The sequence below is a fragment of the Pseudoalteromonas sp. DY56-GL22 genome, assembly GCF_041414715.1.
GTDB lineage: Bacteria > Pseudomonadota > Gammaproteobacteria > Enterobacterales > Alteromonadaceae > Pseudoalteromonas > Pseudoalteromonas simplex.
This window is the reverse complement of record NZ_JANHZR010000015.1, coordinates 1-19,099: the sequence shown is the minus strand read 5'-3', so window position 1 is coordinate 19,099 and position 19,099 is coordinate 1. Positions and strand designations below refer to the sequence as shown.

The following is a 19,099-nucleotide window of genomic DNA, read 5'->3' as shown; positions in this document are numbered from 1 at the left end:
ATAACTTAAAAAGGATTGTTAGGGATACATGAGGCAATCATTACAGCTGCGCATGGGCCAGCAACTTACAATGACTCCACAACTGCAACAAGCCATTCGCTTGTTGCAGCTCAGTACATTGGATCTCCAGCAAGAAATTCAAGAAGCGCTTGATAGTAATCCTCTGCTTGAAGTGGAAGAAGCGGATTACAACGAAGAAAGCATCGGTAAGAATGAGCAAAAAGCGGAGTCTGACGATGTACAAGTCAGCGCGTCTGCCGACGAAGCACCTAGCGAATTCGAGCAAGAAAGCAGTGATGCTCTGAGTAAGGATACGGTTAGCGATGACTTAGCTATGGATGTTACGTGGGATGAGTACATGAGTGCCGCCCCATCAACATCGTCTGGGCCAATGCCTGAAGACGAGTCTATTTACCAAGGTGCTTCAACAGAAACACTGCAAGAATATTTAATGTGGCAACTACAGCTCACACCATTTAGTCCTACCGATGAAGCGATTGCCGTTGCCATCGTTGAAGCTATCGATGACTCAGGTATTTTAACGGTTAGCTGCGAAGATATTGTCGAAAGCTTTAATCAAAATAATGATGAAGAAGAAATCGAACTCGATGAAGTTGAAGCTGTCTTAAAAAGAATACAGTTATTCGATCCAGTTGGTATCGGCGCGCGAAGTTTACAAGAGTGCCTGTGTATACAACTTCGTCAATTCGATGCCAATACGCCATATTTAGCTGAAACTAAAATGGTTTTATCTGAGCATATCGAATTATTAGCAAGTCGCGACTATCGCACTTTAATGAAAAAGACTAAGCTTAAAGAAAACGAGCTTAAAGAAGTGATGACGCTCATTCACAGCTTAAATCCTAAGCCTGCGGATAGCATAGTACGCGAAGAATCTGAGTACGTCATACCCGATGTATCAGTGAAAAAAGTGAAAGGCCGCTGGGTAGTCGAGTTAAACCCAGATTGTATGCCAAAAATTAGAGTGAATAGCCAATATGCAGCGATGTCTCGCTCTGTTAAATCAAGTAGCGACAGCCAATTTATTCGTTCTCACTTACAAGAAGCAAAGTGGTTTATTAAGAGCTTAGAAAGCCGTAACGATACTTTACTAAAAGTGACCAACTGTATCGTGCAACAACAGCAAGCTTTCTTTGAACATGGCCCAGAGGCAATGAAGCCAATGGTGCTAAACGATGTCGCTGAAATGGTCGAAATGCATGAATCGACGATTTCTCGGGTTACAACACAAAAATATATGCATACCCCAAGGGGAATTTTTGAGTTGAAATATTTCTTCTCAAGCCATGTCAGCACCGAAAATGGTGGTGAGTGCTCTTCTACAGCAATTCGCGCTTTAATCAAGAAGTTAGTTGCTGCAGAAAACTCGGTTAAACCATTGAGTGATAGCAAAATTGCAGATATATTGGCTGAGCAAGGAATTAAAGTAGCTAGACGTACAATTGCAAAATATCGTGAGTCTCTAGCAATACCTCCGTCTAATCAGCGTAAAAGTCTGATTTAGACGTTTTACATAGAAGGAAAATGCTTATGCAACTAAATTTAACTGGTCGCCACGTAGAAGTCACTGATTCATTAAGAGACTATGTAAACACTAAGTTCGCAAAACTAGAAAGGCATTTTGATCATATTAATAATGTTCATGTCATTTTAGATGTAGAAAAATTAAGCCAAAAAGCAGAAGCAACTTTACATGTAAACGGAGGCGAGTTGTTCGCTTCTACAGAACATCAAGATATGTACGCAGCAATTGACTCATTGATCGATAAACTTGATCGCCAAGTCATTAAGCATAAAGAGAAATTAGCTCGACATTAAATTATGAAACTTAGTTCACTTACTAATCAGGACTGCAGCAAAGCTGCGGTCCTTTTTAATAGCAAAAAAAGAATTCTTGAGTATATTAGCGAGTTAGCTCACCAGCAGTTTCCTCATTTATCTCAACAAGATATCCTAGATGCTTTTCTGAACAGGGAAAAGTTAGGTAGTACAGGTATCGGCCGAGGAATAGCTATTCCCCACGGTCGAATGAGTGGTGCTGATGAACCTCATGCATTTATTATTGTCAGTGAATCTCCCATCAATTTTGATGCGATAGACAATCGTCCCGTTGATATTTTTGTGGCACTCATCGTACCAGATGGCGATTGCCAGTTGCACTTGAAGACCTTGTCAACAATTGCTGATAGACTTAAAGATAAAGATTTTTGTAAACAGTTGCGAAGTGCTACAAGCGATCAGCAACTATTTCAAGTAATTGCATCAGAGGCATAAATGGAATTAATAATTATCAGCGGTCGCTCAGGCTCGGGCAAATCGGTCGCTTTACGAGTTCTTGAAGACTTAGGCTACTACTGTGTTGATAATATTCCTGTCAACCTACTGCCTTCGCTCGTGCGAAGTGTTTCTGATAATTATGACAAAATTGCCGTCAGTATCGACGTACGTAACTTACCGAAAGAGCAGCAAGAGTTTAATGATATTCTTGAGTACCTGCCAGGTTTTGCTAACCCAACACTATTCTACCTAGATAGTGATGATCAAACCCTAATCAAGCGTTTTTCTGAAACTCGCCGTTTGCATCCATTATCGATTGATTCTTTACCGCTTGATCTTGCCATTAAACAAGAAAAAATCCTGCTTGATGTGCTGATCACCCGCGCTGACTTTATGATTGATACCACTGATTTGAGTGTTCATCAGTTAGCAGAATCAATTCGTGAAAAGATTTTAGGTAAGAAAGATAAAAAACTGATTATTACGTTTATGTCGTTTGGTTTTAAGCATGGCATTCCAAAAGAAGCTGACTACGTTTTTGATGCACGCTTTTTACCGAACCCACACTGGGAGCCTGATTTAAAGCCACTAACCGGCCTCGATCAGCCTGTCAGGGATTATTTAGCTAGCCACAGCATAGTGCAAAAGTTCACTTGGCAGATTCAAACCTTTGTACAGACTTGGTTGCCACATCTAGAGCGCAACAACCGCAGTTACCTAACCATTGCAATTGGTTGTACAGGAGGCCAACACCGTTCTGTTTACTTAGCGCAAACAATTGGTGAAAGCTTTTCTAAAACTCATGCTAATGTAAAAATTCGCCACCGCGAACAAGATATCTAACTAGGCACCAACAATGCACGCTGAAGATACCTTTTTAATTCAAAACAAACTTGGCTTACATGCTCGCGCTGCGACTGTTTTAGCGCAACTAGCACTGCAATTTGATGCCAAAATTACACTTTTTCAAGATGAGAAAGAAGCTGAAGGCGACAGCGTGTTAGCGTTAATGCTCCTTGAAAGTAGTCAAGGAAAAGAGGTTCGTGTTGTATGCGAAGGTCCTGACGCTGACGCTGCATTAACGGCAATCGGCGAATTAATTGCGCAACGCTTTCACGAGCAAGAATAGCATTTGCTAAGACTTCAAGGTTTACGGTAAACTTACTTCGGATATTTAAAATTCCCTTTAAATATCCTACTTTTATATCGCTCGCTTTTCTAAATTACAAAACTCTTAATAAATTTATCGCAGTGCGACGATATCTCTGCAAATACACTACAAAGCAACTATGCTGTATTTGCATAGCCTATTTAAACTTTTTTCAGTTGTAAGGACGCCAATGCCAGAAGCCTTTGAACAAGATTACCCACTACAACAACTCAAACAAGTGACCAAGTCACTCAATAGTGGTCAATTTGTTCAAGTGCGCGGCATGTTAGCCAAAACGGCACCTTGTGATACAGCCCTTTTACTTGAGTCTTCTCCCCATAAAATTCGTCGTATGCTTTGGCAGCTGGTTGACCCAGATGTCCGTGGTGATGTTCTAGAGGAACTCTCTGAAGATGTACGTCTTGGCATTATTGCCCAGATGGAGCCTGAGCACATTGCTGCTGCTACAGAAGATATGGACGACGATGACTTAGGTGAGGTTTTACGTAGTCTTCCTGATACCGTATATCAAGACGTTGTTAGCGCAATGGACTCGCAAGATAGAGAAAGGGCAACTCAAGCGCTTTCTTATCAAGAGCGCTCAGCCGGTGCCCTGATGAACAGCGATACGGTAACCATTCGTCCAGATGTTACCCTAGATGTAGTTTTACGCTATTTACGCTTACGAGGTGAGCTACCAGAGGGTACCGATGACTTATATGTAGTTGATAAGCATAACTGCTTTTTAGGCGCGCTTTCATTAACTACATTGCTGACCAGTCCTTCAGATAAAATTGTTCGTGATTTAATGGATGAAGACTGTGAGTCAATCCTAATCTCTATGGATGAAAGTGATGTAGCGCAACTGTTCGAGCGTCACAACTGGATTTCAGCCCCTGTTGTGGATGATAACGCTCACTTGCTTGGTCGTATTACCATCGATGATATCGTTGACGTAATCCGTGAAGATGCAGAGCACAGCATGCTAAGCCTCGCTGGTCTTGACGACGAAGAAGATACCTTTGCGCCAGTGCTAAAAAGTTCGCAGCGTCGCTCTATTTGGCTTGGGGTTAACTTATTAACCGCATTGTTAGCAGCCATTGTGGCAAGCTTTTTCGAAAACACCTTAGCAATCTTGCCTATTTTAGCGGTACTCAATGGTATCGTCCCTTCAATGGGGGGTGTTGCGGGTAGCCAAACCCTAACTCTGGTTATTCGTGGTATAGCGGTTGGTCATATCAACCAAACCAACCAACGCTTCTTATTACTTAAGGAGTTAGCAATTGGCGCACTGAATGGCATTATTTGGTCGATATTAATTGCTGGTGTGGTTGCCCTATGGCAGTGGGACTTTAAACTCGGCGCAGTGCTGGCCTTTGCAATGTTTATGAATCTTGTTGCCGCTGGTATTGCAGGTGCAAGCATTCCATTAATTCTTAAGAAAATGAAAATTGACCCTGCCCTCGCCGGCAGTGTGGTACTGACAACAGTGACGGATATTGTCGGTATCTTTGCCTTTTTAGGCACCGCAACCTGGCTATTGATCTGATACCAATTCACAATAATACTTAATTAAGCGAATTGGTATAAATAAAAACGGCCCTTTAAGGGCCGTATTTATATCTTTTACTTTGCACGCTGCTTATTTTTACCTACTCTAGGTTTGGTATTGGCCTTTTTAAACTGGCTAAAACCGGTATGACGAGTCAGTGCTGCACGGCCTTTACCGCCCTTACCTTTAGCAGTTTTCTCGTTTCGACCTTCTTCAGGAACCAAACAATTCGGCCCTTTACCAATTAAATTTGCTTTGCCCATTTTTCTTAGTGCTTCACGGATCATCGGCCAACCAGCAGGATCGTGGTATCGTAAAATCGCTTTGTGTAAGCGACGCTGGCGTGCGCCTTTTGGAACAGGCACTTGCTCAGTATTGTTCTTAATATTGCGCAGCGAGTTCATCTCAGTGTGATAAATTGTGGTTGCATTGGCCATCGGCGATGGATAAAAGTTTTGTACTTGATCAAGCTTAAAGTCATGAGCCTTTAACCATAGCGCCATATTCACCATGTCTTCGTCTTTCGTTCCTGGGTGAGCAGAAATAAAATACGGGATCAAATACTGCTTTTTACCCGCTTCTTTTGAGTATTTATCAAATAGCTCTTTAAACTTATCGTAAGCTCCCATGCCCGGCTTCATCATCTTAGATAATGGACCATCTTCAGTGTGCTCAGGGGCAATTTTTAAGTACCCGCCTACGTGATGGGTAACCAACTCTTTTACGTAGCGAGGGTCTTCTACGGCTAAGTCATAACGTACGCCAGACGCGATCAAGATTTTCTTCACACCTTTTACATCTCGAGCTTTTTTATAAAGCTCAATCGTTGGGGTGTGATCCGTGTCCATGTGCTTACAGATATCAGGATAAACACATGATAAACGACGACACGTGCTCTCTGCCTTTTTGCTCTTACAGCGCAACTTATACATATTCGCGGTCGGTCCGCCTAAGTCAGAAATAACCCCAGTGAAGCCCGGTACTCTGTCACGAATTTGCTCAATTTCATCAATAATTGATTGCTCAGAACGGCTTTGAATAATACGTCCTTCATGTTCTGTTATTGAACAGAAAGAACAACCACCAAAGCAGCCTCGCATGATGTTCACCGAGGTTTTAATCATTTCATAAGCTGGGATTTTTTCATCGCCGTAGCTTGGGTGCGGAATACGCTGATATGGCAAACCAAATACGCCATCCATTTCTTCAGTTTCAAGCGGAAATGCAGGCGGATTTACCCAAATAGAGCGGTCGCCATGGCGTTGAAATAACGCACGCGCACAACCTGGGTTTGTTTCTTGGTGCAAAATACGCGAGGCGTGAGCATAAAGCGGTTTATTCACACTTACTTGCTCATATGCTGGTAGCTTAACGTAGGTCTTTTCCCATGGCTTAGGACGAGCAGGCTGAATCGTGATTGGCTTAGCCGCCTCGGCACTTAAATCAATACCTGCTTTTTTAAATTCAGATTTACTACAACCCACATCATCTGCGCCATACGGGTTTGGAATTGGATCAATCTTACCGATTTTATCTATTGCAGTTGAGTCACTACCACGCCAACCCGGTAATGGTTCTTTACGAATAACCGCAGTACCACGAATATCTTGAATTGTCTCAACCGACTCACCCGCAGCAATACGGTGGGCAACTTCAACAAGTGGGCGCTCAGCGTTACCGTAAATTAAAATGTCAGCTTTAGCATCAAACAATACACTACGGCGTACTTTTTCTTGCCAATAATCATAATGAGCAATACGGCGTAAACTCGCCTCAATACCACCAATGATCAGTGGCACATCTTTATAAGCTTCGCGACAGCGTTGGCTGTATACAACTACCGCACGGTCAGGACGTTTACCGCCTATGTTACCCGGAGTATAAGCGTCATCATGACGCATACGCTTTTCAGCAGTATAACGGTTGATCATCGAGTCCATATTACCCGCTGTAACACCAAAGAATAAGTTAGGCTTACCTAACGCCATAAAGGCATCTTTTGAGTTCCAGTCAGGCTGCGCAATAATACCCACACGAAAACCCTGTGACTCAAGCATACGCCCAATCACAGCCATACCGAAGCTTGGGTGATCTACATACGCATCACCACTTACAATGATCACGTCACAGCTATCCCAGCCTAACGCGTCCATTTCTGCACGAGTGGTTGGTAAAAATGGCGCCGTGCCATAGCATTCAGCCCAATATTTAGGGTAAGAAAACAGGCCTCGCTCGGCTTTTAATGCGCTCATAAAGTGTACTCTGCTAACAAAAGGGGCGAATTATACCTCAGTCTTATAGATTATTATAGAAAACAAAACGCCCTTCACATGGGAGGGCGCTGTTTAATTTGTATGCACTGACTGGAACTGGCTATTGCTTAGCTTGCAGGTAAGTAATTAACTCTTTTTCTGGCATAGGCTTAGCGTACATGAAGCCTTGCACTTCATCACAGCCAAGCTGAGCTAAATAATCTGCTTGCGCTTGTGTTTCAACCCCTTCTGCAATGGTTTTTAAGCCTAACCTTGCGCCAAGAGAAATAATTAACGCAGCAATCGCCTGACAATCTTGACCAGGTAAATCTTTGATAAAGTCGCGATCAATTTTTAGTCTGTCTAATGGTAGTTTTTGCAAATAGCTTAACGACGAGAAGCCAGTACCAAAGTCATCAATTGCAATCTCAATACCAAACTCTTTAAGTTCTTTTAATGTGGTGATCACATTAGCTAGCTCATCCATAACCACACTTTCGGTCACTTCGAGTTCAATAAACTGCGGTTTTACATCGTATTTAATAAGCGTGTCTTTTACTTGCTGAGCATAGCCTTTAACTTTAAACTGCGGTACTGAAACATTTACGGCAATACTGATTGCAAAGCCCATTGCTTCAAGGCGCTTTTGCTGCATACATGCTTGTTCTAACACCCATTGCCCTATATCAACAATTAAACCGGCATCTTCAGCCATCGGAACGAAAATCGCTGGTGAAATATACTGACCATTACCTGATGGCCAACGCAGTAGCGCTTCACAACCTATGATTTCTAGAGTATTTAAATCAAGTTGCGGCTGAAACCAAACCTCTAATTTACGTTGTTCGAAGTCTTGACGAAGCTGTCTAATGATCCCTAAACGCCAAGCCATTTTCTCTTCCATGTCTGGGGTATAAGTCACCACCGTTTCAGCAGATTGTTTTTTAGCTTGGTTTAAAGCAATGTAACCTAGTTTTAAAGTCTCGATCCCTGCTTGCTGAAAGTCACCTTGATAACATAAGCCAATGTTAAAGTTGATTGGCAAAATATGCTCGCCAGCATTAAATGGTAAACTTAAATGCTCACGAAGTAACTCAATATCGCATTTATCAGCAGCCAACAACAAACCGAAAACATCTGCACCAATGCGCGAGATAAGCTCTGCATTAGGGTATTCTTGTTGTAGCCTATCAACAATTGCATTTAGTAATAAATTACCGATTTCTTGCCCTAAGCCATTGTTGATATCAGAGAATTGCGAAACATCAATTAATAAAAAGACAAAGTCATTTTTGCCCGGCTGGTAGTAGCGCTCCACCTTATTCATGAAATCGTTACGATTCGATAAACCAGTTAATACATCTTTATAAGCTGCATCACGTAAACGGTTGAATAATCGAACATTATCAAGACCTACACTGACGTTCGTTAAGAATATCTCTGCAAATTGCAGTTGTGAAGGACTTGGCGTGTGCTCAGTTTCAAGGTAAATAGCTGCTTGGCGGTTTTTGCTTTTTAATAAATACGTACTGTCTACATCTGTATGCTGATGTTCACCTTGGGCTAGGCAGTTATTGACTTGCATGATAATACGGCCGTCATCAAGTTGTTCAATGCCTTGACCTATAAACTCATTGTATTCAGCGCAGCCACCTAGCACATAAACCTGATTGTCATCTTCAATTGAGCCGCACAATAGCCCTTGTGGTTCGCAATCTAAAATAATTGAAAGCTGTTTAATAACCGCCATCGAAAACGCTTTAATATCAGTAAAACCAAGAATTGCCTTAGATGCATACAAAATATTATTTAAAGCACGGCTTTGAAATTCGAGCTGACAAACTTGTTCATAAGAGCGAATTGCTGTTACTAGGGCTGTGATAAGTTTACTACGAGTAAGTTCTGTTTTTGTTTTGTAGTCGTTAATATCGTATTCACGGATCACTTTTTCTTCAGGTGCATAGCCTGGTTGACCGGTACGTAAAATAATCCGCACATTGTGATTATTGAGGCACTCTCGTACCTGCTTTACAACTTGCAGGCCAGCATCATCTGATTCCATAACCACATCAAGTAAAATTACCGAAATGGAATGGTTACTTTTAAGTAATTCAAGCGCTTCTGAACCTGAATAGGCGTGGTGGAATCGTAAGCCTTTATCCCAGAACTCAACGCCAGAAAGCGCTAACTTAGTCACTGAATGTATCTCAGGATCGTCGTCGACTATTAATACGTCCCAAAACTCAGAGACAGCCTCTTCAACAAGCTGCTCCTCATCTTGGTCACTAAACAAAAAGTCGTTACTTTCTGATGCCATTAATAATTCCTTAGAGCAACCCTAGTAAAAATACCAACATTTTACAGTGATGCATAAAATTCTCTCAGTCACTTAACTATGATACATTTATCAGAACATATATAGTCATATCAGATAAATTATAGCCTAGGTTACGTATAATGTTATGAAAGATATAAAACTATTGCCCGAGGTAAAATGATAAAATTTTTTGTTTTAACTCTAAAAGCCCTATTTCTCAGTGCGCTAGTTATGCTTGTCGTTGGGCTATTGCTTTCTCAACGCTATACGGTTCATAAATCAATACAGGTCACTGCTAGCAGCTCAGAAATAGCGAAACTAGTCGGTGACTTTAATCAATGGCATAAATGGCAACCATGGAAAAGCGTAGATCCCAGCATCAAGTTTACGGTTTTAGAGCCAAGCCAAGGCGTTGGGGCACACCAATTTTGGCAAAGCCGTTTCGGCGATGGCGAAATGACAATAACACAACAGAATAATGAACAACTTACTTTTAATATTTTATTTAATAAAGAGCATATAGCCCAAGGAACGATCCAATTTACAGGTGCTGGTAATGAAATAAATATTGAGTGCTCGTTACAAGGTGAAGTAAATACTCCTATCATTGGTGGCTACCTTGCATTATTAAGCCAGTATATTCTCAACAACACAGTGAAACTGGCGCTCAATAACATCAAAACCCATGCGCAGTTAGCAACAACAAACAAGGCTATTGCTCCCAATGACAGTGAAAGCGGCTCAAGCGAGAGTTAATCTTGCTAATATTATAGAAAATCAACTTGGCTACCCGATTCATAAGGCATCATCGGCTAAGATTAACCATGCGAGCGATGATAGCTACTCGGCACAAGGTCAGCAGCAATTAGCCTATCAGATTAAAGCGCAAGCAAGCTTATTGGAGCGCGCCCACACTCGCCAAGAAATTCAATTTATTAAACGCCAAGAAAACATTGAAACCATCATGGCGATGGCTATGGCGTTTTGCCCGGATGTCACGGGTCAACAACAGCCCGATTTTGATTGGATAGAGCGATTTATAAGTTTATGTGAAGACACAGCTAATTCCTCAATGCAAAAGCTGTGGGCAAAAATTTTAGCAGGTGAAACAGTATCGCCAGGCACCTTTTCGATTAAAAGCCTACAAACCCTTAAACACATGACTCAACGTGAAGCAGATGCTCTTCAGCGCTGTACATCATTGTGTGGATTCAACGAAAAAGACAACAGCCACTTAATTTTACTCGGCTTTTACAAGAAACCCTCGCTGTTTGATTTACTTAGAAAAGGTAATAAGGTGTCATTTAACTTAGGGAAAACCCCTGTTAGCTTTCCTGACATTCTGACCCTAATGGATATTAACTTACTGTATCGAAAAGAAATCGAATCGGCGGTTTTAAAAGCTGGTCAAGAACTAATACTGAGCTTTATGAATCAACGCTTGGTTTTAAAAGCAAAAAGTAATGACTTAGTACTCAGTTACTATAAATTTACCCAGACTGGTGACGAGTTAAGAAAGCTAATCGCATCACCAATAAACAAAGCTTATAAGCAAATACTGGCAACATCATTAGAAGATGAATTTGAAGTTAGCTGGCAAGCTTTAAAGTAAAGCCGCCAGCTAAAAATAAATCGAAAAATTCGATTAGAAATGAACTTGAATACCTGCAAACGGGCCCGATGCATCTAAATCTGTGTAGATATCATCAATATCATCAAGCTCTAACGTCATTGAGCGGTAACCCGCTTTAATATCCATATCGATTGCTAAGTTATCAAGTAAAGCGTATGCAATACCCGCTTGGTAATCTTGGACTTTACTATCGTCGATAGCCAGTAGGCTACCTTCAAAGAAAACGCTTAAACCCGTTAATGGTAAACCAACTTCAGCACGGCCATACACTAAAGGTACGAAACCAGAAAAATCAACACGCTCAGTCGTGTTTGGCTTAGTTGTACTTGGGTTACTTTCTTGCGCAGTACCCGTTACTGTAATTTCTCCGTCAAATTGTTTAGCATTTATACCTAAATCAATTGAAACCAAATCATTATCAAAGATTTCGTAATAAAGAATATAATCAACGTGAGAGAAATCACTAACAGTATTTACCCTTGACCCCGTAACAAAATCACTATCACCGAATGTAAATGAATCACCATTTGGTATGTCACCAAAACCATTTAACTCAAGTTCAGTGTATTTTAGTTTAATGTTTGGTATTAACGGCACTGGGTGCTCAAGTGCTGCGTAGTAGCTCGTGAACGTTTCATCATCAAATTTAAAGCTTTGTAGATTTCCATCTTGAGCAAAACTACCACTGTTATCTGATTGCCAACCATCAACACCTAGGTATAAACCTAATAATGTATCAGCTTGTGCTGTTGGAGCTAAACAGGCCATTGAAAGGGCAGCTGCTAAACAGTACTTTTTCATCATTTTATCCTTGCGCTAAAAGTTCGCTAAGTTCAATTAGAGCCGCATTGGCTCGAGAAATATAATTCGCCATGACCAGTGAGTGGTTAGCTACAAAGCCAAAGCCACTGCCATTTAAGATCATTGGGCTCCACACTGTTTCTTGCGTAGCCTCTAATTCACGAATAATTTGTTGCAGACTAACACGAGCGTTTTTCTTTTCTAAGACATCGGCAAAATCATATTCAACCGCTTGCAAAAAGTGTAGTAATGCCCACGTTGCACCACGCGATTCATAAAACACATCATCAATTTGCCACCAAGATGTTTTCACTTGGTTCTGTAAAGGAGCATAAGTTGCTTGATGAGCCGCGGTATCACCTGCTAAATCTGTATTCAAACGATCTTGACCAACACTTGCACTTAAACGCTGGCTCAAGCTGCCAAGACGTTTTTCTGCTTCTTTTAGCCAGCCACGTAAGTTATCTGCACGCGCATAAAATTGACTATCACGATCGTTCTGATCGGCAATTTGAGTGCGGTACACAACGAGTAAATCAATGCCCTTTTGATACTCAGTTTCAGCACTTGGCCATGCCCATGCTACCGAGCTAATATTAAATTGCGGTTGTGCTTTTTTTAACGCTTCGTGTTCAGTTGATTGAGACTGCGAACGGCTGAAATCTTTACGCATCGACAAGACTAAATCGCGGGTCATTTCAAGCGCGCCATATTCCCACGCAGGCATGTTATCCATCATTACGCTCGGTGGCATCATATCGTTAGATAAATAGCCGCCAGGCTTATTTAATAATGTACTTGCTACATTGATCAACGTTGTGGTTGTTGTATAGCCTGTTACAAACTTTTCACCACGCATCTGCGCTTCTTGTTTAGCCTTACTTACAACATCCATACGAGCTGGTTCACTACTCCAGTAAACAGCAATCGCGTAAAAAATAATTAATATAATAAGTAATGCACTGGCTATTTTTCCTTTATGCTCAGACATAATATCTCCTAGTGATGTGAGTGCCCTTTACTTTTTTGTGATGCCTGTTCAGACATTTCTTGTAAAGACACAACTTTAGCTTGAGTAAAAACTCGATTGCCGTCATTAAAATATAGCGTGAGTTTGCGCTCTTGCCCTGCTTTTAGCTGCTCTTCAGGTTCAAACACCATTAAGTGATAACCACCTGGTTTAAATTCAACACTGCTGTGACCATCAATTTTTAATGATAAAACCTGTTCCATTTTCATCATGCCATCAACATGAGTATGTTGATGAATTTCAACACGACCTAAACCATCAAGCTCTGCTTTAGTTAACACTGCTGCGTGTTCACTTGGGTTAGTAATGGTCAAATAAGCAACACTTGCTTTACTGGCTGGTAAAAATTCACGTACCTGCGCGTTACTTACAGTAACTTCGGCAACATCGCTGTGGTCATGACCACTATGGGCAGATGAAAAAGTACTAAAGAATAAGCTTGCGGTAAGAAAAGAGAATGCGGGCCACAGTTTCATTATGTTTTAATCCTTGTTAAGACATTAACTTACCCGCTAAATTTAGCATATTTTATGTATTAAGGCAGTTTATTCGTACCTTAAGCTGGCGATTTTTTGTTATCGGCAATCAACCAGCATAATGCCGCGATAAGTAAAAGTGGCCATGCAATCATTACTGAGCCAAACAAAAACGCAAGTACAACACCAATCAGAGCAACAACACCTGCGCCAAGTAGGCCAATAGTAAATAATGCCACACCTGCAACGACGGCAATGACTGCCACGATTGCACCGATGACCTCAAGCCCAGCCCAACTCATATCAGCAATTGATAAAGGTAATTGCCATGAGTCAAACGATACAAATGAAACTGCATCAGTACACAGTAAAAGCATTGCCAAGACGATGATAGCTAACGTTTTCATGCTCTACTCCTAGTAACCTTTCACTGGTAAAGTGCAATGAGCCACTAAATAACCCACGCCAATTAACAGTGGCATTTGAATAAGCAATATGATCATGACCAAACGTGTTGACCATACAGGGAAGCCCAAGCGCGCAGCGAGTCCGCTACATACACCCGAGATCTTTTTATTATTCAGATCACGGTACCAACGTGTTGATGTATGATAAGTATTCATCATTAACCTCCTAAGCCGACTGCTTCATCGTTGCTTTTAAGTCAGCAAGCTCTTTATCGATTGCTTCATCTTTCTCAAGGGCAGCGATTTGTGCTGCTGTTGAATTTGCAGCATCACTTTGTGTCAGTTCATACGCTTCAACTTGCGACTCAATGTTTTCAACGCGCTGCTCTAAGTAGTCAAAACGCGCTAATGCATCTTCAACTTTACTGCTATGCAGCTGCTCTTTTACTTTTAAGCGTGCTGTAACAACGCGTTCTTTTTGCATGTAAGTCAGCTGTTTGGCTTTTGCATCTGCAAGCTTGTTTTGTAAACGCTGACAATCTTCTGTCAATTTAGTGAGTGACTCTGCCACTTTATCCATTTCAGCTTGTTGCGCTTCGATTTCTGTCGTTAAACGCTGCTTTTCAACTAATGCTGCTTTGGCAAGATCATCACGATCTTTACTCAACGCTTTTTCTGCTTTCGCTTGCCAATCAGCTACTTTCGCTTGTTTCGCTGCAATTTCACGCTTCATTTGCTTTTCTTGCGTTAAAAATGTCGCAGCAGTTGCACGGCATTCAGTCAGTGCATCCTGCATTTCTTGCACGAGTAGATTAAGTAACTTTTCAGGATCTTCAGCTTTGTCTAATGCTGCAGAAAGGTTTGCCTGAATAATGTCATTTACGCGATTTAATACACCCATGTGACTCTCCTGTTGATTATTGGGTTAATACAGCTAGGAGATTCCAATTCTTGTGCCAACTAACGAATAAATTAAATTTGTTATTTAGATACAATGAGTTGAGTCTATTAAATTTAGATTTAGGCTGACAAGTGACTGAATGAAAAATAACTAATTTGACTAAAAAATTAACTTTTCCACTAAATTTTAGGATCAAAAAAAGCCACAAAATGTGGCTTTTAAATAGGCTATTTTTAATAGGCTTTGTGATTAGGCTTCTGGGACAAAACTTAAAGCTTTATCCATAACAGATAAATCGGCCGCTTTACCATGGCCTTTTTCTGAAAGGTGGCGTCTGAAACCACGCGCACCAGGTTGGCCTTGGAAAATCCCCAACATATGGCGAGCAATATGCCAAAAGTTAGCGCCTTTGCTCATTTCATCTTCAATATAGTCATACATCGAGCGTACAACCTGATGACGACTTAGCGTAAAGGCTTCATCACCATAAATATTTTCGTCGACCTCAGACAAAATAAACGGATTACTATACGCCTCACGACCAATCATAATGCCATCAACATACTCAAGGTGAGCTACGCTATCAGCAATTGTTTTCACGCCACCATTTAAGCTTAAGTGAAGTTGCGGATAATCTTTCTTCAACTGGTAAACCCGCGGGTAATCCAGAGGTGGGATCTCACGATTCTCTTTTGGGCTTAAGCCATTTAGCCAAGCTTTACGTGCATGAATAATAAAGTCATCACAGCCAACATCATGACTCGCTTCAATTAAAGCACATAAAAACTCATACGAGTCTTGCTCATCAATACCAATGCGCGTTTTAACTGTAACAGGAATAGTCACTTCGGCCTTCATTGCAGCAACGCAGTCAGCAACCAGTTTAGGCTCAGCCATTAAACAAGCACCAAAACGACCATTTTGCACACGGTCAGACGGACAGCCAACATTTAAATTTACTTCATGATAACCGCGCTCTGCTGCTAACTTTGCACACTTAGCCAACGCTTCAGGATCTGAGCCACCAAGTTGCAATGCCACTGGGCCTTCATGCTCATTAAAATGTAAGTAATCGCCCTTACCAAATAATATAGCGCCGGTTGTCACCATCTCAGTGTAAAGCACAGCATGCTTAGTCATTTTACGGTGAAAGGTTCGACAGTGACGATCTGTCCAATCTAACATGGGTGCCACGGAAAAACGGCGGTTTAATGTCGTTGTGCTCATAACATGGCCCCTTTAAAGATCAATGCATTTACTTGCAACTTAAATTACCTAATACGATTAACGCTTAATATAGCGATGACACATACCTTTAGGCATGCACCGAAATGAAAAATTGCAGCCATTATACCACCGAAGCTAACTCCCGGCATGGCTTAATCGAAGATCAGATGATGAAAAGAGACGAAGAAGTGTACTGCAATCTCACTTCTTTGAAGAATAAGCAAAAATGGAAAGGTTACATCTTCACTTCATTTAGAAGATGTTCAAGATTTTGGCCCGTAAGCTCTAAAACAGTAATTTCGAGCTCTTTGTAATCCTCATTTTTCAGGTTAACTAGCTTAGCACCAACAGCAATTCGTGCGATTTTCTCAACGGGGTCTATTTCTACAATTTCAATTGATGCTCGCGTGTCGTGATCTTTTGATTGCACATAATACTCGCTAAAGAAGGTACCATCAGCACGGACATTTGGATTACTGTCAGACACAGACTGCAGGAGCGTGCCTTTCTTTAAATCACTTTTACGAAGTGAGAAGCTATATTCTGCCACATTGGCATGACCAACAATTACAGTTACGGCGCTTTCACCATTAATTTTAAAATCATGGTCTGTTACTTCGATGACTTTTAGCTTACCACTATCATAGGTCGGCTCCATGCAAGCACCTAAACTAAAAATCAGAAAGACAGATAAAACAACGTTTTTGATTAGCATTCTTTGTTCCTTAAAATTTATATTGCCTTCTTTAAAGTTAGATAAAAGAAGGCAATTATTCAAAATTTAAATCACTGAAAATGCACTTTAAATTAAACTACGCGACGACACTTAAACCAAAATAGTGAGCAATACCACCTAAGATATTAGTCACCGCCACTGACGATAGAATTAAACCCATCACCCGGCTAATGATACTTGCGCCACTATCGCCTATTAACTTATGAACATGCGTAGCAAGTAGTAGTAAAACCAACACAATTACTAATACCAAAAGCATGATTGAGGAAGTTATAAGCTGTTCATACCAAGTGTATTCGGTATTTCGGGTCATTAGTACTGCACCAAGCATGGCACCCGGACTGGCAATAGAAGGAATCGCCAAAGGAAAAATAGCGGTTTCAGTGCTATCACGAACGCTTTTTATCTCGGTTTCAGGTTTACTTTCACCAAATATCATCGACAGTGCAAAAAGTAATAGTACAATTCCTCCGGCAATCTGAAACGCCGAAAGAGGAATGTTAATCGCGTTTAAGAGTAGCTCACCTGCAACAACAAAAAATAATAAAACCAGCGCCGAAACGCCAACCGCCTTTAAAGCAACTTTACGTTTGAACTTAGCATCATCCCAGCGCGTAACAGCAATAAAAACGGGAACTGTGCCTATTGGATCGATTACCGCAAAAAAGAAAATGAATGCCGCTAGCAATTCACTCATTAATCAAACTCCCTAAAAACGTGTTAGCGAATAAAAACACTGCAACTACAATACAGTATGTTAGTATATCACGGTAGCGTAAGGATAAGAGAAGATGAATATAGAATCACTCGTCAGTAAAGCAAAACAAGTATGCGATAATCGTGGTGCTCGTTTCACACCCATCCGTGAAAAAGTATTCCGCCTATTAGCTAGTGCGCAAGGTGGTGTGGGTGCTTATGACCTATTAGAACAACTTAAATTAACTGAATCAGGCGCAAAACCAGCCACTATTTATCGAGCGCTCGATTTCTTATCGGAACTTGGCTTTATTCATAAAATTGAAAGCACCAACTCATTTATGCTGTGCCATCATTTTGATCACATTCACCCTGTACAATTATTAATTTGTGATAGCTGTGGTTATGTAAAAGAATTACATTCAACAGTAATTTCTCATGAACTTAATAACTTAGCTGCAGAAAGTGGATTTATTGTCTCTGGACAAACAATCGAAGCGCATGGTAAATGCGAAAAATGCAAAGAATAAGTGCGGTGTTTGAAACAACCACTACACTTAAAGTATGATTAACGGCATTTCGAAACCTAAGGGAAAATAAATAATGAATGTGGAGTTCATCAACCCTTTTTTATCATCATTATTAAATGTATTGAGCACTATGGCTCAAACAGAATTAAAGCCGGGTAAACCTAGTTTAAAGAAAGACGAACTAGCCCGTGGCGATGTATCAGGTTTGATTGGTATGGTTGGCCCACAAACTAAAGGTTCACTTTCAATCACCTTTGATGAAAATCTAGCTCTGACCATTATGGAAAGAATGCTAGGTGAACGCCCTGATACGGTAAATGAAGAAGTAACCGACATGGTAGGTGAAATTACTAACATGGTAACAGGTGGCGCAAAAAATCTACTTGGCGAAAAAGGCTATGAGTTTGATATGGCAACGCCAGTTGTAGTGTCTGGTAAGGGACATACAATTGCTCATAAATGTGAAGGCGCCAAGGTATTAATTCCATTCACGTCAGCTGATGGTAACGCCAATATTGAAGTTAGCTTTGATAAACTATGAGCTGGCAGCAAAAAACCATTCAATTGAAGCCTCGCTCACGAGGCTTTCACATCATTGATGACGAGCTTCTTCGGCAACTTCCGGAGATAACACAATACAAAGTCGGCTTATTACACCTATTCATTCAACACACTTCTGCAAGCTTAACTATTAACGAAAATGCAGATCCTACAGTTAGAATGGATATGGAAAGTCACTTCAATCATTTTGTGCCTGAACGACAAAGTTATTACCGCCATGATTATGAAGGTGATGACGACATGCCAGCCCACATAAAAAGCAGTACATTAGGTGCTGAACTCACCATTCCAATTAACCAAGGCCGTTTAATGCTAGGTACTTGGCAAGGCATCTATTTAGGTGAACACCGAGATCATGGCGGTGTAAGACGCATTGTCGCGACGATTCAAGGTCAGATCTAAAACTAGCTGTAAGCTGTAAGCTGTAAGCTGTAAGCTGTAAGCTGTAAGCAAATTGATCTGACCCCGATAAAGTAGACACGGGGTTTAATTAACTTGTTCGTACTGCATGGGACTTTTATACCCTAGGGTG

The 19,099-nt window shown here is 41.0% G+C and carries 22 protein-coding genes; 11 read left to right on the top strand and 11 right to left on the bottom strand.

Features of this window, described 5'->3' with window-relative positions; translation table 11 throughout:
* Positions 1 to 28: 28 nt before the first annotated feature.
* From NO991_RS19865 to mgtE, 6 genes are all read left to right on the top strand, one after another.
* Positions 29 to 1,525: an RNA polymerase factor sigma-54 gene (locus NO991_RS19865; protein WP_054554159.1), complete on the top strand. Its 1,497-nt coding sequence runs from the start codon at positions 29 to 31 to the stop codon at positions 1,523 to 1,525.
* Between the two features lie 26 nt (positions 1,526 to 1,551).
* Entirely contained in the window at positions 1,552 to 1,839 is a 288-nt protein-coding gene (gene hpf / locus NO991_RS19860; protein ID WP_054554158.1) for a ribosome hibernation promoting factor, read from the top strand.
* Positions 1,840 to 1,842: 3 nt separating this feature from the next.
* Positions 1,843 to 2,295 carry a PTS IIA-like nitrogen regulatory protein PtsN gene (ptsN, locus tag NO991_RS19855; RefSeq protein WP_054554157.1) on the top strand — a complete coding sequence of 151 codons (453 nt, stop codon included), beginning with the start codon at positions 1,843 to 1,845 and terminating at the stop codon, positions 2,293 to 2,295.
* Positions 2,296 to 3,141: an RNase adapter RapZ gene (gene rapZ / locus NO991_RS19850; protein ID WP_138601999.1), complete on the top strand. Its 846-nt coding sequence runs from the start codon at positions 2,296 to 2,298 to the stop codon at positions 3,139 to 3,141.
* Between the two features lie 13 nt (positions 3,142 to 3,154).
* Positions 3,155 to 3,427 (top strand): HPr family phosphocarrier protein, encoded by a 273-nt coding sequence (locus tag NO991_RS19845; protein ID WP_054554155.1) that lies wholly within the window; start codon positions 3,155 to 3,157, stop codon positions 3,425 to 3,427.
* Positions 3,428 to 3,638: 211 nt separating this feature from the next.
* Positions 3,639 to 4,997 carry a magnesium transporter gene (gene mgtE / locus NO991_RS19840; RefSeq protein ID WP_054561109.1) on the top strand — a complete coding sequence of 453 codons (1,359 nt, stop codon included), beginning with the start codon at positions 3,639 to 3,641 and terminating at the stop codon, positions 4,995 to 4,997.
* 77 nt (positions 4,998 to 5,074) lie between these two features.
* On the opposite strand, the gene NO991_RS19835 is transcribed toward mgtE, so the two are convergent.
* Together NO991_RS19835 and NO991_RS19830 are read right to left on the bottom strand one after the other, a co-directional pair.
* Positions 5,075 to 7,252, bottom strand: a complete 2,178-nt coding sequence (locus NO991_RS19835; protein WP_054554153.1) for a YgiQ family radical SAM protein — start codon at positions 7,250 to 7,252, stop codon at positions 5,075 to 5,077.
* 121 nt (positions 7,253 to 7,373) lie between these two features.
* Positions 7,374 to 9,569: an EAL domain-containing protein gene (locus NO991_RS19830; RefSeq protein WP_300419857.1), complete on the bottom strand. Its 2,196-nt coding sequence runs from the start codon at positions 9,567 to 9,569 to the stop codon at positions 7,374 to 7,376.
* Positions 9,570 to 9,746: 177 nt separating this feature from the next.
* Between NO991_RS19830 and NO991_RS19825 the strand changes: the two genes are divergently transcribed.
* Together NO991_RS19825 and NO991_RS19820 are read left to right on the top strand one after the other, a co-directional pair.
* Positions 9,747 to 10,325, top strand: coding sequence for an SRPBCC family protein (locus NO991_RS19825; RefSeq protein WP_138601925.1), 579 nt, complete (start codon positions 9,747 to 9,749; stop codon positions 10,323 to 10,325).
* Positions 10,294 to 11,181, top strand: coding sequence for a TIGR03899 family protein (locus NO991_RS19820; protein WP_138601923.1), 888 nt, complete (start codon positions 10,294 to 10,296; stop codon positions 11,179 to 11,181). The genes NO991_RS19825 and NO991_RS19820 overlap by 32 nt, the downstream gene beginning before the upstream one ends.
* A 33-nt stretch (positions 11,182 to 11,214) precedes the next feature.
* Here the strand turns inward: NO991_RS19820 and NO991_RS19815 are convergent, their stop codons facing one another.
* The 9 genes from NO991_RS19815 to NO991_RS19775 all read right to left on the bottom strand — a co-directional run bounded on the left by NO991_RS19815 (position 11,215) and on the right by NO991_RS19775 (position 17,477).
* Positions 11,215 to 12,003 carry a TIGR04219 family outer membrane beta-barrel protein gene (locus tag NO991_RS19815; RefSeq protein ID WP_054554149.1) on the bottom strand — a complete coding sequence of 263 codons (789 nt, stop codon included), beginning with the start codon at positions 12,001 to 12,003 and terminating at the stop codon, positions 11,215 to 11,217.
* A gap of 4 nt (positions 12,004 to 12,007) precedes the next feature.
* A complete protein-coding gene (locus NO991_RS19810) occupies positions 12,008 to 12,994 on the bottom strand; it encodes a DUF2333 family protein (protein WP_054554148.1) in 987 nt (328 codons plus the stop codon).
* Between the two features lie 8 nt (positions 12,995 to 13,002).
* A complete protein-coding gene (locus NO991_RS19805) occupies positions 13,003 to 13,509 on the bottom strand; it encodes a copper chaperone PCu(A)C (RefSeq protein ID WP_138601921.1) in 507 nt (168 codons plus the stop codon).
* Positions 13,510 to 13,589: 80 nt separating this feature from the next.
* Positions 13,590 to 13,916, bottom strand: coding sequence for a hypothetical protein (locus NO991_RS19800; protein ID WP_300420074.1), 327 nt, complete (start codon positions 13,914 to 13,916; stop codon positions 13,590 to 13,592).
* A 9-nt stretch (positions 13,917 to 13,925) separates the two neighbouring features.
* Entirely contained in the window at positions 13,926 to 14,132 is a 207-nt protein-coding gene (locus NO991_RS19795; RefSeq protein WP_300420090.1) for a PspC domain-containing protein, read from the bottom strand.
* Positions 14,133 to 14,142: 10 nt separating this feature from the next.
* A complete protein-coding gene (locus NO991_RS19790) occupies positions 14,143 to 14,817 on the bottom strand; it encodes a PspA/IM30 family protein (protein ID WP_300582279.1) in 675 nt (224 codons plus the stop codon).
* Between the two features lie 249 nt (positions 14,818 to 15,066).
* Positions 15,067 to 16,044, bottom strand: a complete 978-nt coding sequence (gene dusA / locus NO991_RS19785; RefSeq protein WP_082422939.1) for a tRNA dihydrouridine(20/20a) synthase DusA — start codon at positions 16,042 to 16,044, stop codon at positions 15,067 to 15,069.
* 235 nt (positions 16,045 to 16,279) lie between these two features.
* Entirely contained in the window at positions 16,280 to 16,759 is a 480-nt protein-coding gene (locus NO991_RS19780; RefSeq protein ID WP_138601919.1) for a hypothetical protein, read from the bottom strand.
* Between the two features lie 97 nt (positions 16,760 to 16,856).
* Complete coding sequence (locus NO991_RS19775; protein ID WP_138601917.1) at positions 16,857 to 17,477, bottom strand: MarC family protein; 621 nt, start codon at positions 17,475 to 17,477, stop codon at positions 16,857 to 16,859.
* 94 nt (positions 17,478 to 17,571) lie between these two features.
* Between NO991_RS19775 and NO991_RS19770 the strand changes: the two genes are divergently transcribed.
* From NO991_RS19770 to NO991_RS19760, 3 genes are all read left to right on the top strand, one after another.
* Entirely contained in the window at positions 17,572 to 18,006 is a 435-nt protein-coding gene (locus NO991_RS19770; RefSeq protein ID WP_054554141.1) for a transcriptional repressor, read from the top strand.
* 73 nt (positions 18,007 to 18,079) lie between these two features.
* On the top strand, positions 18,080 to 18,547 hold the full coding sequence (locus NO991_RS19765; protein WP_054554140.1) for a chemotaxis protein CheX: 468 nt from the start codon (positions 18,080 to 18,082) through the stop codon (positions 18,545 to 18,547).
* On the top strand, positions 18,544 to 18,969 hold the full coding sequence (locus NO991_RS19760; protein ID WP_054554139.1) for a secondary thiamine-phosphate synthase enzyme YjbQ: 426 nt from the start codon (positions 18,544 to 18,546) through the stop codon (positions 18,967 to 18,969). The genes NO991_RS19765 and NO991_RS19760 overlap by 4 nt, the downstream gene beginning before the upstream one ends.
* Positions 18,970 to 19,099: the final 130 nt, after the last annotated feature.

Coding starts and splice junctions, on each gene's coding strand:
- NO991_RS19780 (WP_138601919.1), bottom strand. CDS start 16,759: ATGCTAATCAAAAACGTTGTTTTATCTGTCTTTCTGATTTTTAGTTTA.
- NO991_RS19795 (WP_300420090.1), bottom strand. CDS start 14,132: ATGAATACTTATCATACATCAACACGTTGGTACCGTGATCTGAATAAT.
- NO991_RS19830 (WP_300419857.1), bottom strand. CDS start 9,569: ATGGCATCAGAAAGTAACGACTTTTTGTTTAGTGACCAAGATGAGGAG.
- NO991_RS19765 (WP_054554140.1), top strand. CDS start 18,080: ATGAATGTGGAGTTCATCAACCCTTTTTTATCATCATTATTAAATGTA.
- NO991_RS19760 (WP_054554139.1), top strand. CDS start 18,544: ATGAGCTGGCAGCAAAAAACCATTCAATTGAAGCCTCGCTCACGAGGC.
- NO991_RS19820 (WP_138601923.1), top strand. CDS start 10,294: ATGACAGTGAAAGCGGCTCAAGCGAGAGTTAATCTTGCTAATATTATA.
- NO991_RS19865 (WP_054554159.1), top strand. CDS start 29: ATGAGGCAATCATTACAGCTGCGCATGGGCCAGCAACTTACAATGACT.
- ptsN (WP_054554157.1), top strand. CDS start 1,843: ATGAAACTTAGTTCACTTACTAATCAGGACTGCAGCAAAGCTGCGGTC.
- NO991_RS19845 (WP_054554155.1), top strand. CDS start 3,155: ATGCACGCTGAAGATACCTTTTTAATTCAAAACAAACTTGGCTTACAT.
- NO991_RS19800 (WP_300420074.1), bottom strand. CDS start 13,916: ATGAAAACGTTAGCTATCATCGTCTTGGCAATGCTTTTACTGTGTACT.
- NO991_RS19790 (WP_300582279.1), bottom strand. CDS start 14,817: ATGGGTGTATTAAATCGCGTAAATGACATTATTCAGGCAAACCTTTCT.
- NO991_RS19825 (WP_138601925.1), top strand. CDS start 9,747: ATGATAAAATTTTTTGTTTTAACTCTAAAAGCCCTATTTCTCAGTGCG.
- NO991_RS19770 (WP_054554141.1), top strand. CDS start 17,572: ATGAATATAGAATCACTCGTCAGTAAAGCAAAACAAGTATGCGATAAT.
- NO991_RS19835 (WP_054554153.1), bottom strand. CDS start 7,252: ATGAGCGCATTAAAAGCCGAGCGAGGCCTGTTTTCTTACCCTAAATAT.
- NO991_RS19805 (WP_138601921.1), bottom strand. CDS start 13,509: ATGAAACTGTGGCCCGCATTCTCTTTTCTTACCGCAAGCTTATTCTTT.
- NO991_RS19775 (WP_138601917.1), bottom strand. CDS start 17,477: ATGAGTGAATTGCTAGCGGCATTCATTTTCTTTTTTGCGGTAATCGAT.
- NO991_RS19810 (WP_054554148.1), bottom strand. CDS start 12,994: ATGTCTGAGCATAAAGGAAAAATAGCCAGTGCATTACTTATTATATTA.
- mgtE (WP_054561109.1), top strand. CDS start 3,639: ATGCCAGAAGCCTTTGAACAAGATTACCCACTACAACAACTCAAACAA.
- NO991_RS19815 (WP_054554149.1), bottom strand. CDS start 12,003: ATGAAAAAGTACTGTTTAGCAGCTGCCCTTTCAATGGCCTGTTTAGCT.
- hpf (WP_054554158.1), top strand. CDS start 1,552: ATGCAACTAAATTTAACTGGTCGCCACGTAGAAGTCACTGATTCATTA.
- rapZ (WP_138601999.1), top strand. CDS start 2,296: ATGGAATTAATAATTATCAGCGGTCGCTCAGGCTCGGGCAAATCGGTC.
- dusA (WP_082422939.1), bottom strand. CDS start 16,044: ATGAGCACAACGACATTAAACCGCCGTTTTTCCGTGGCACCCATGTTA.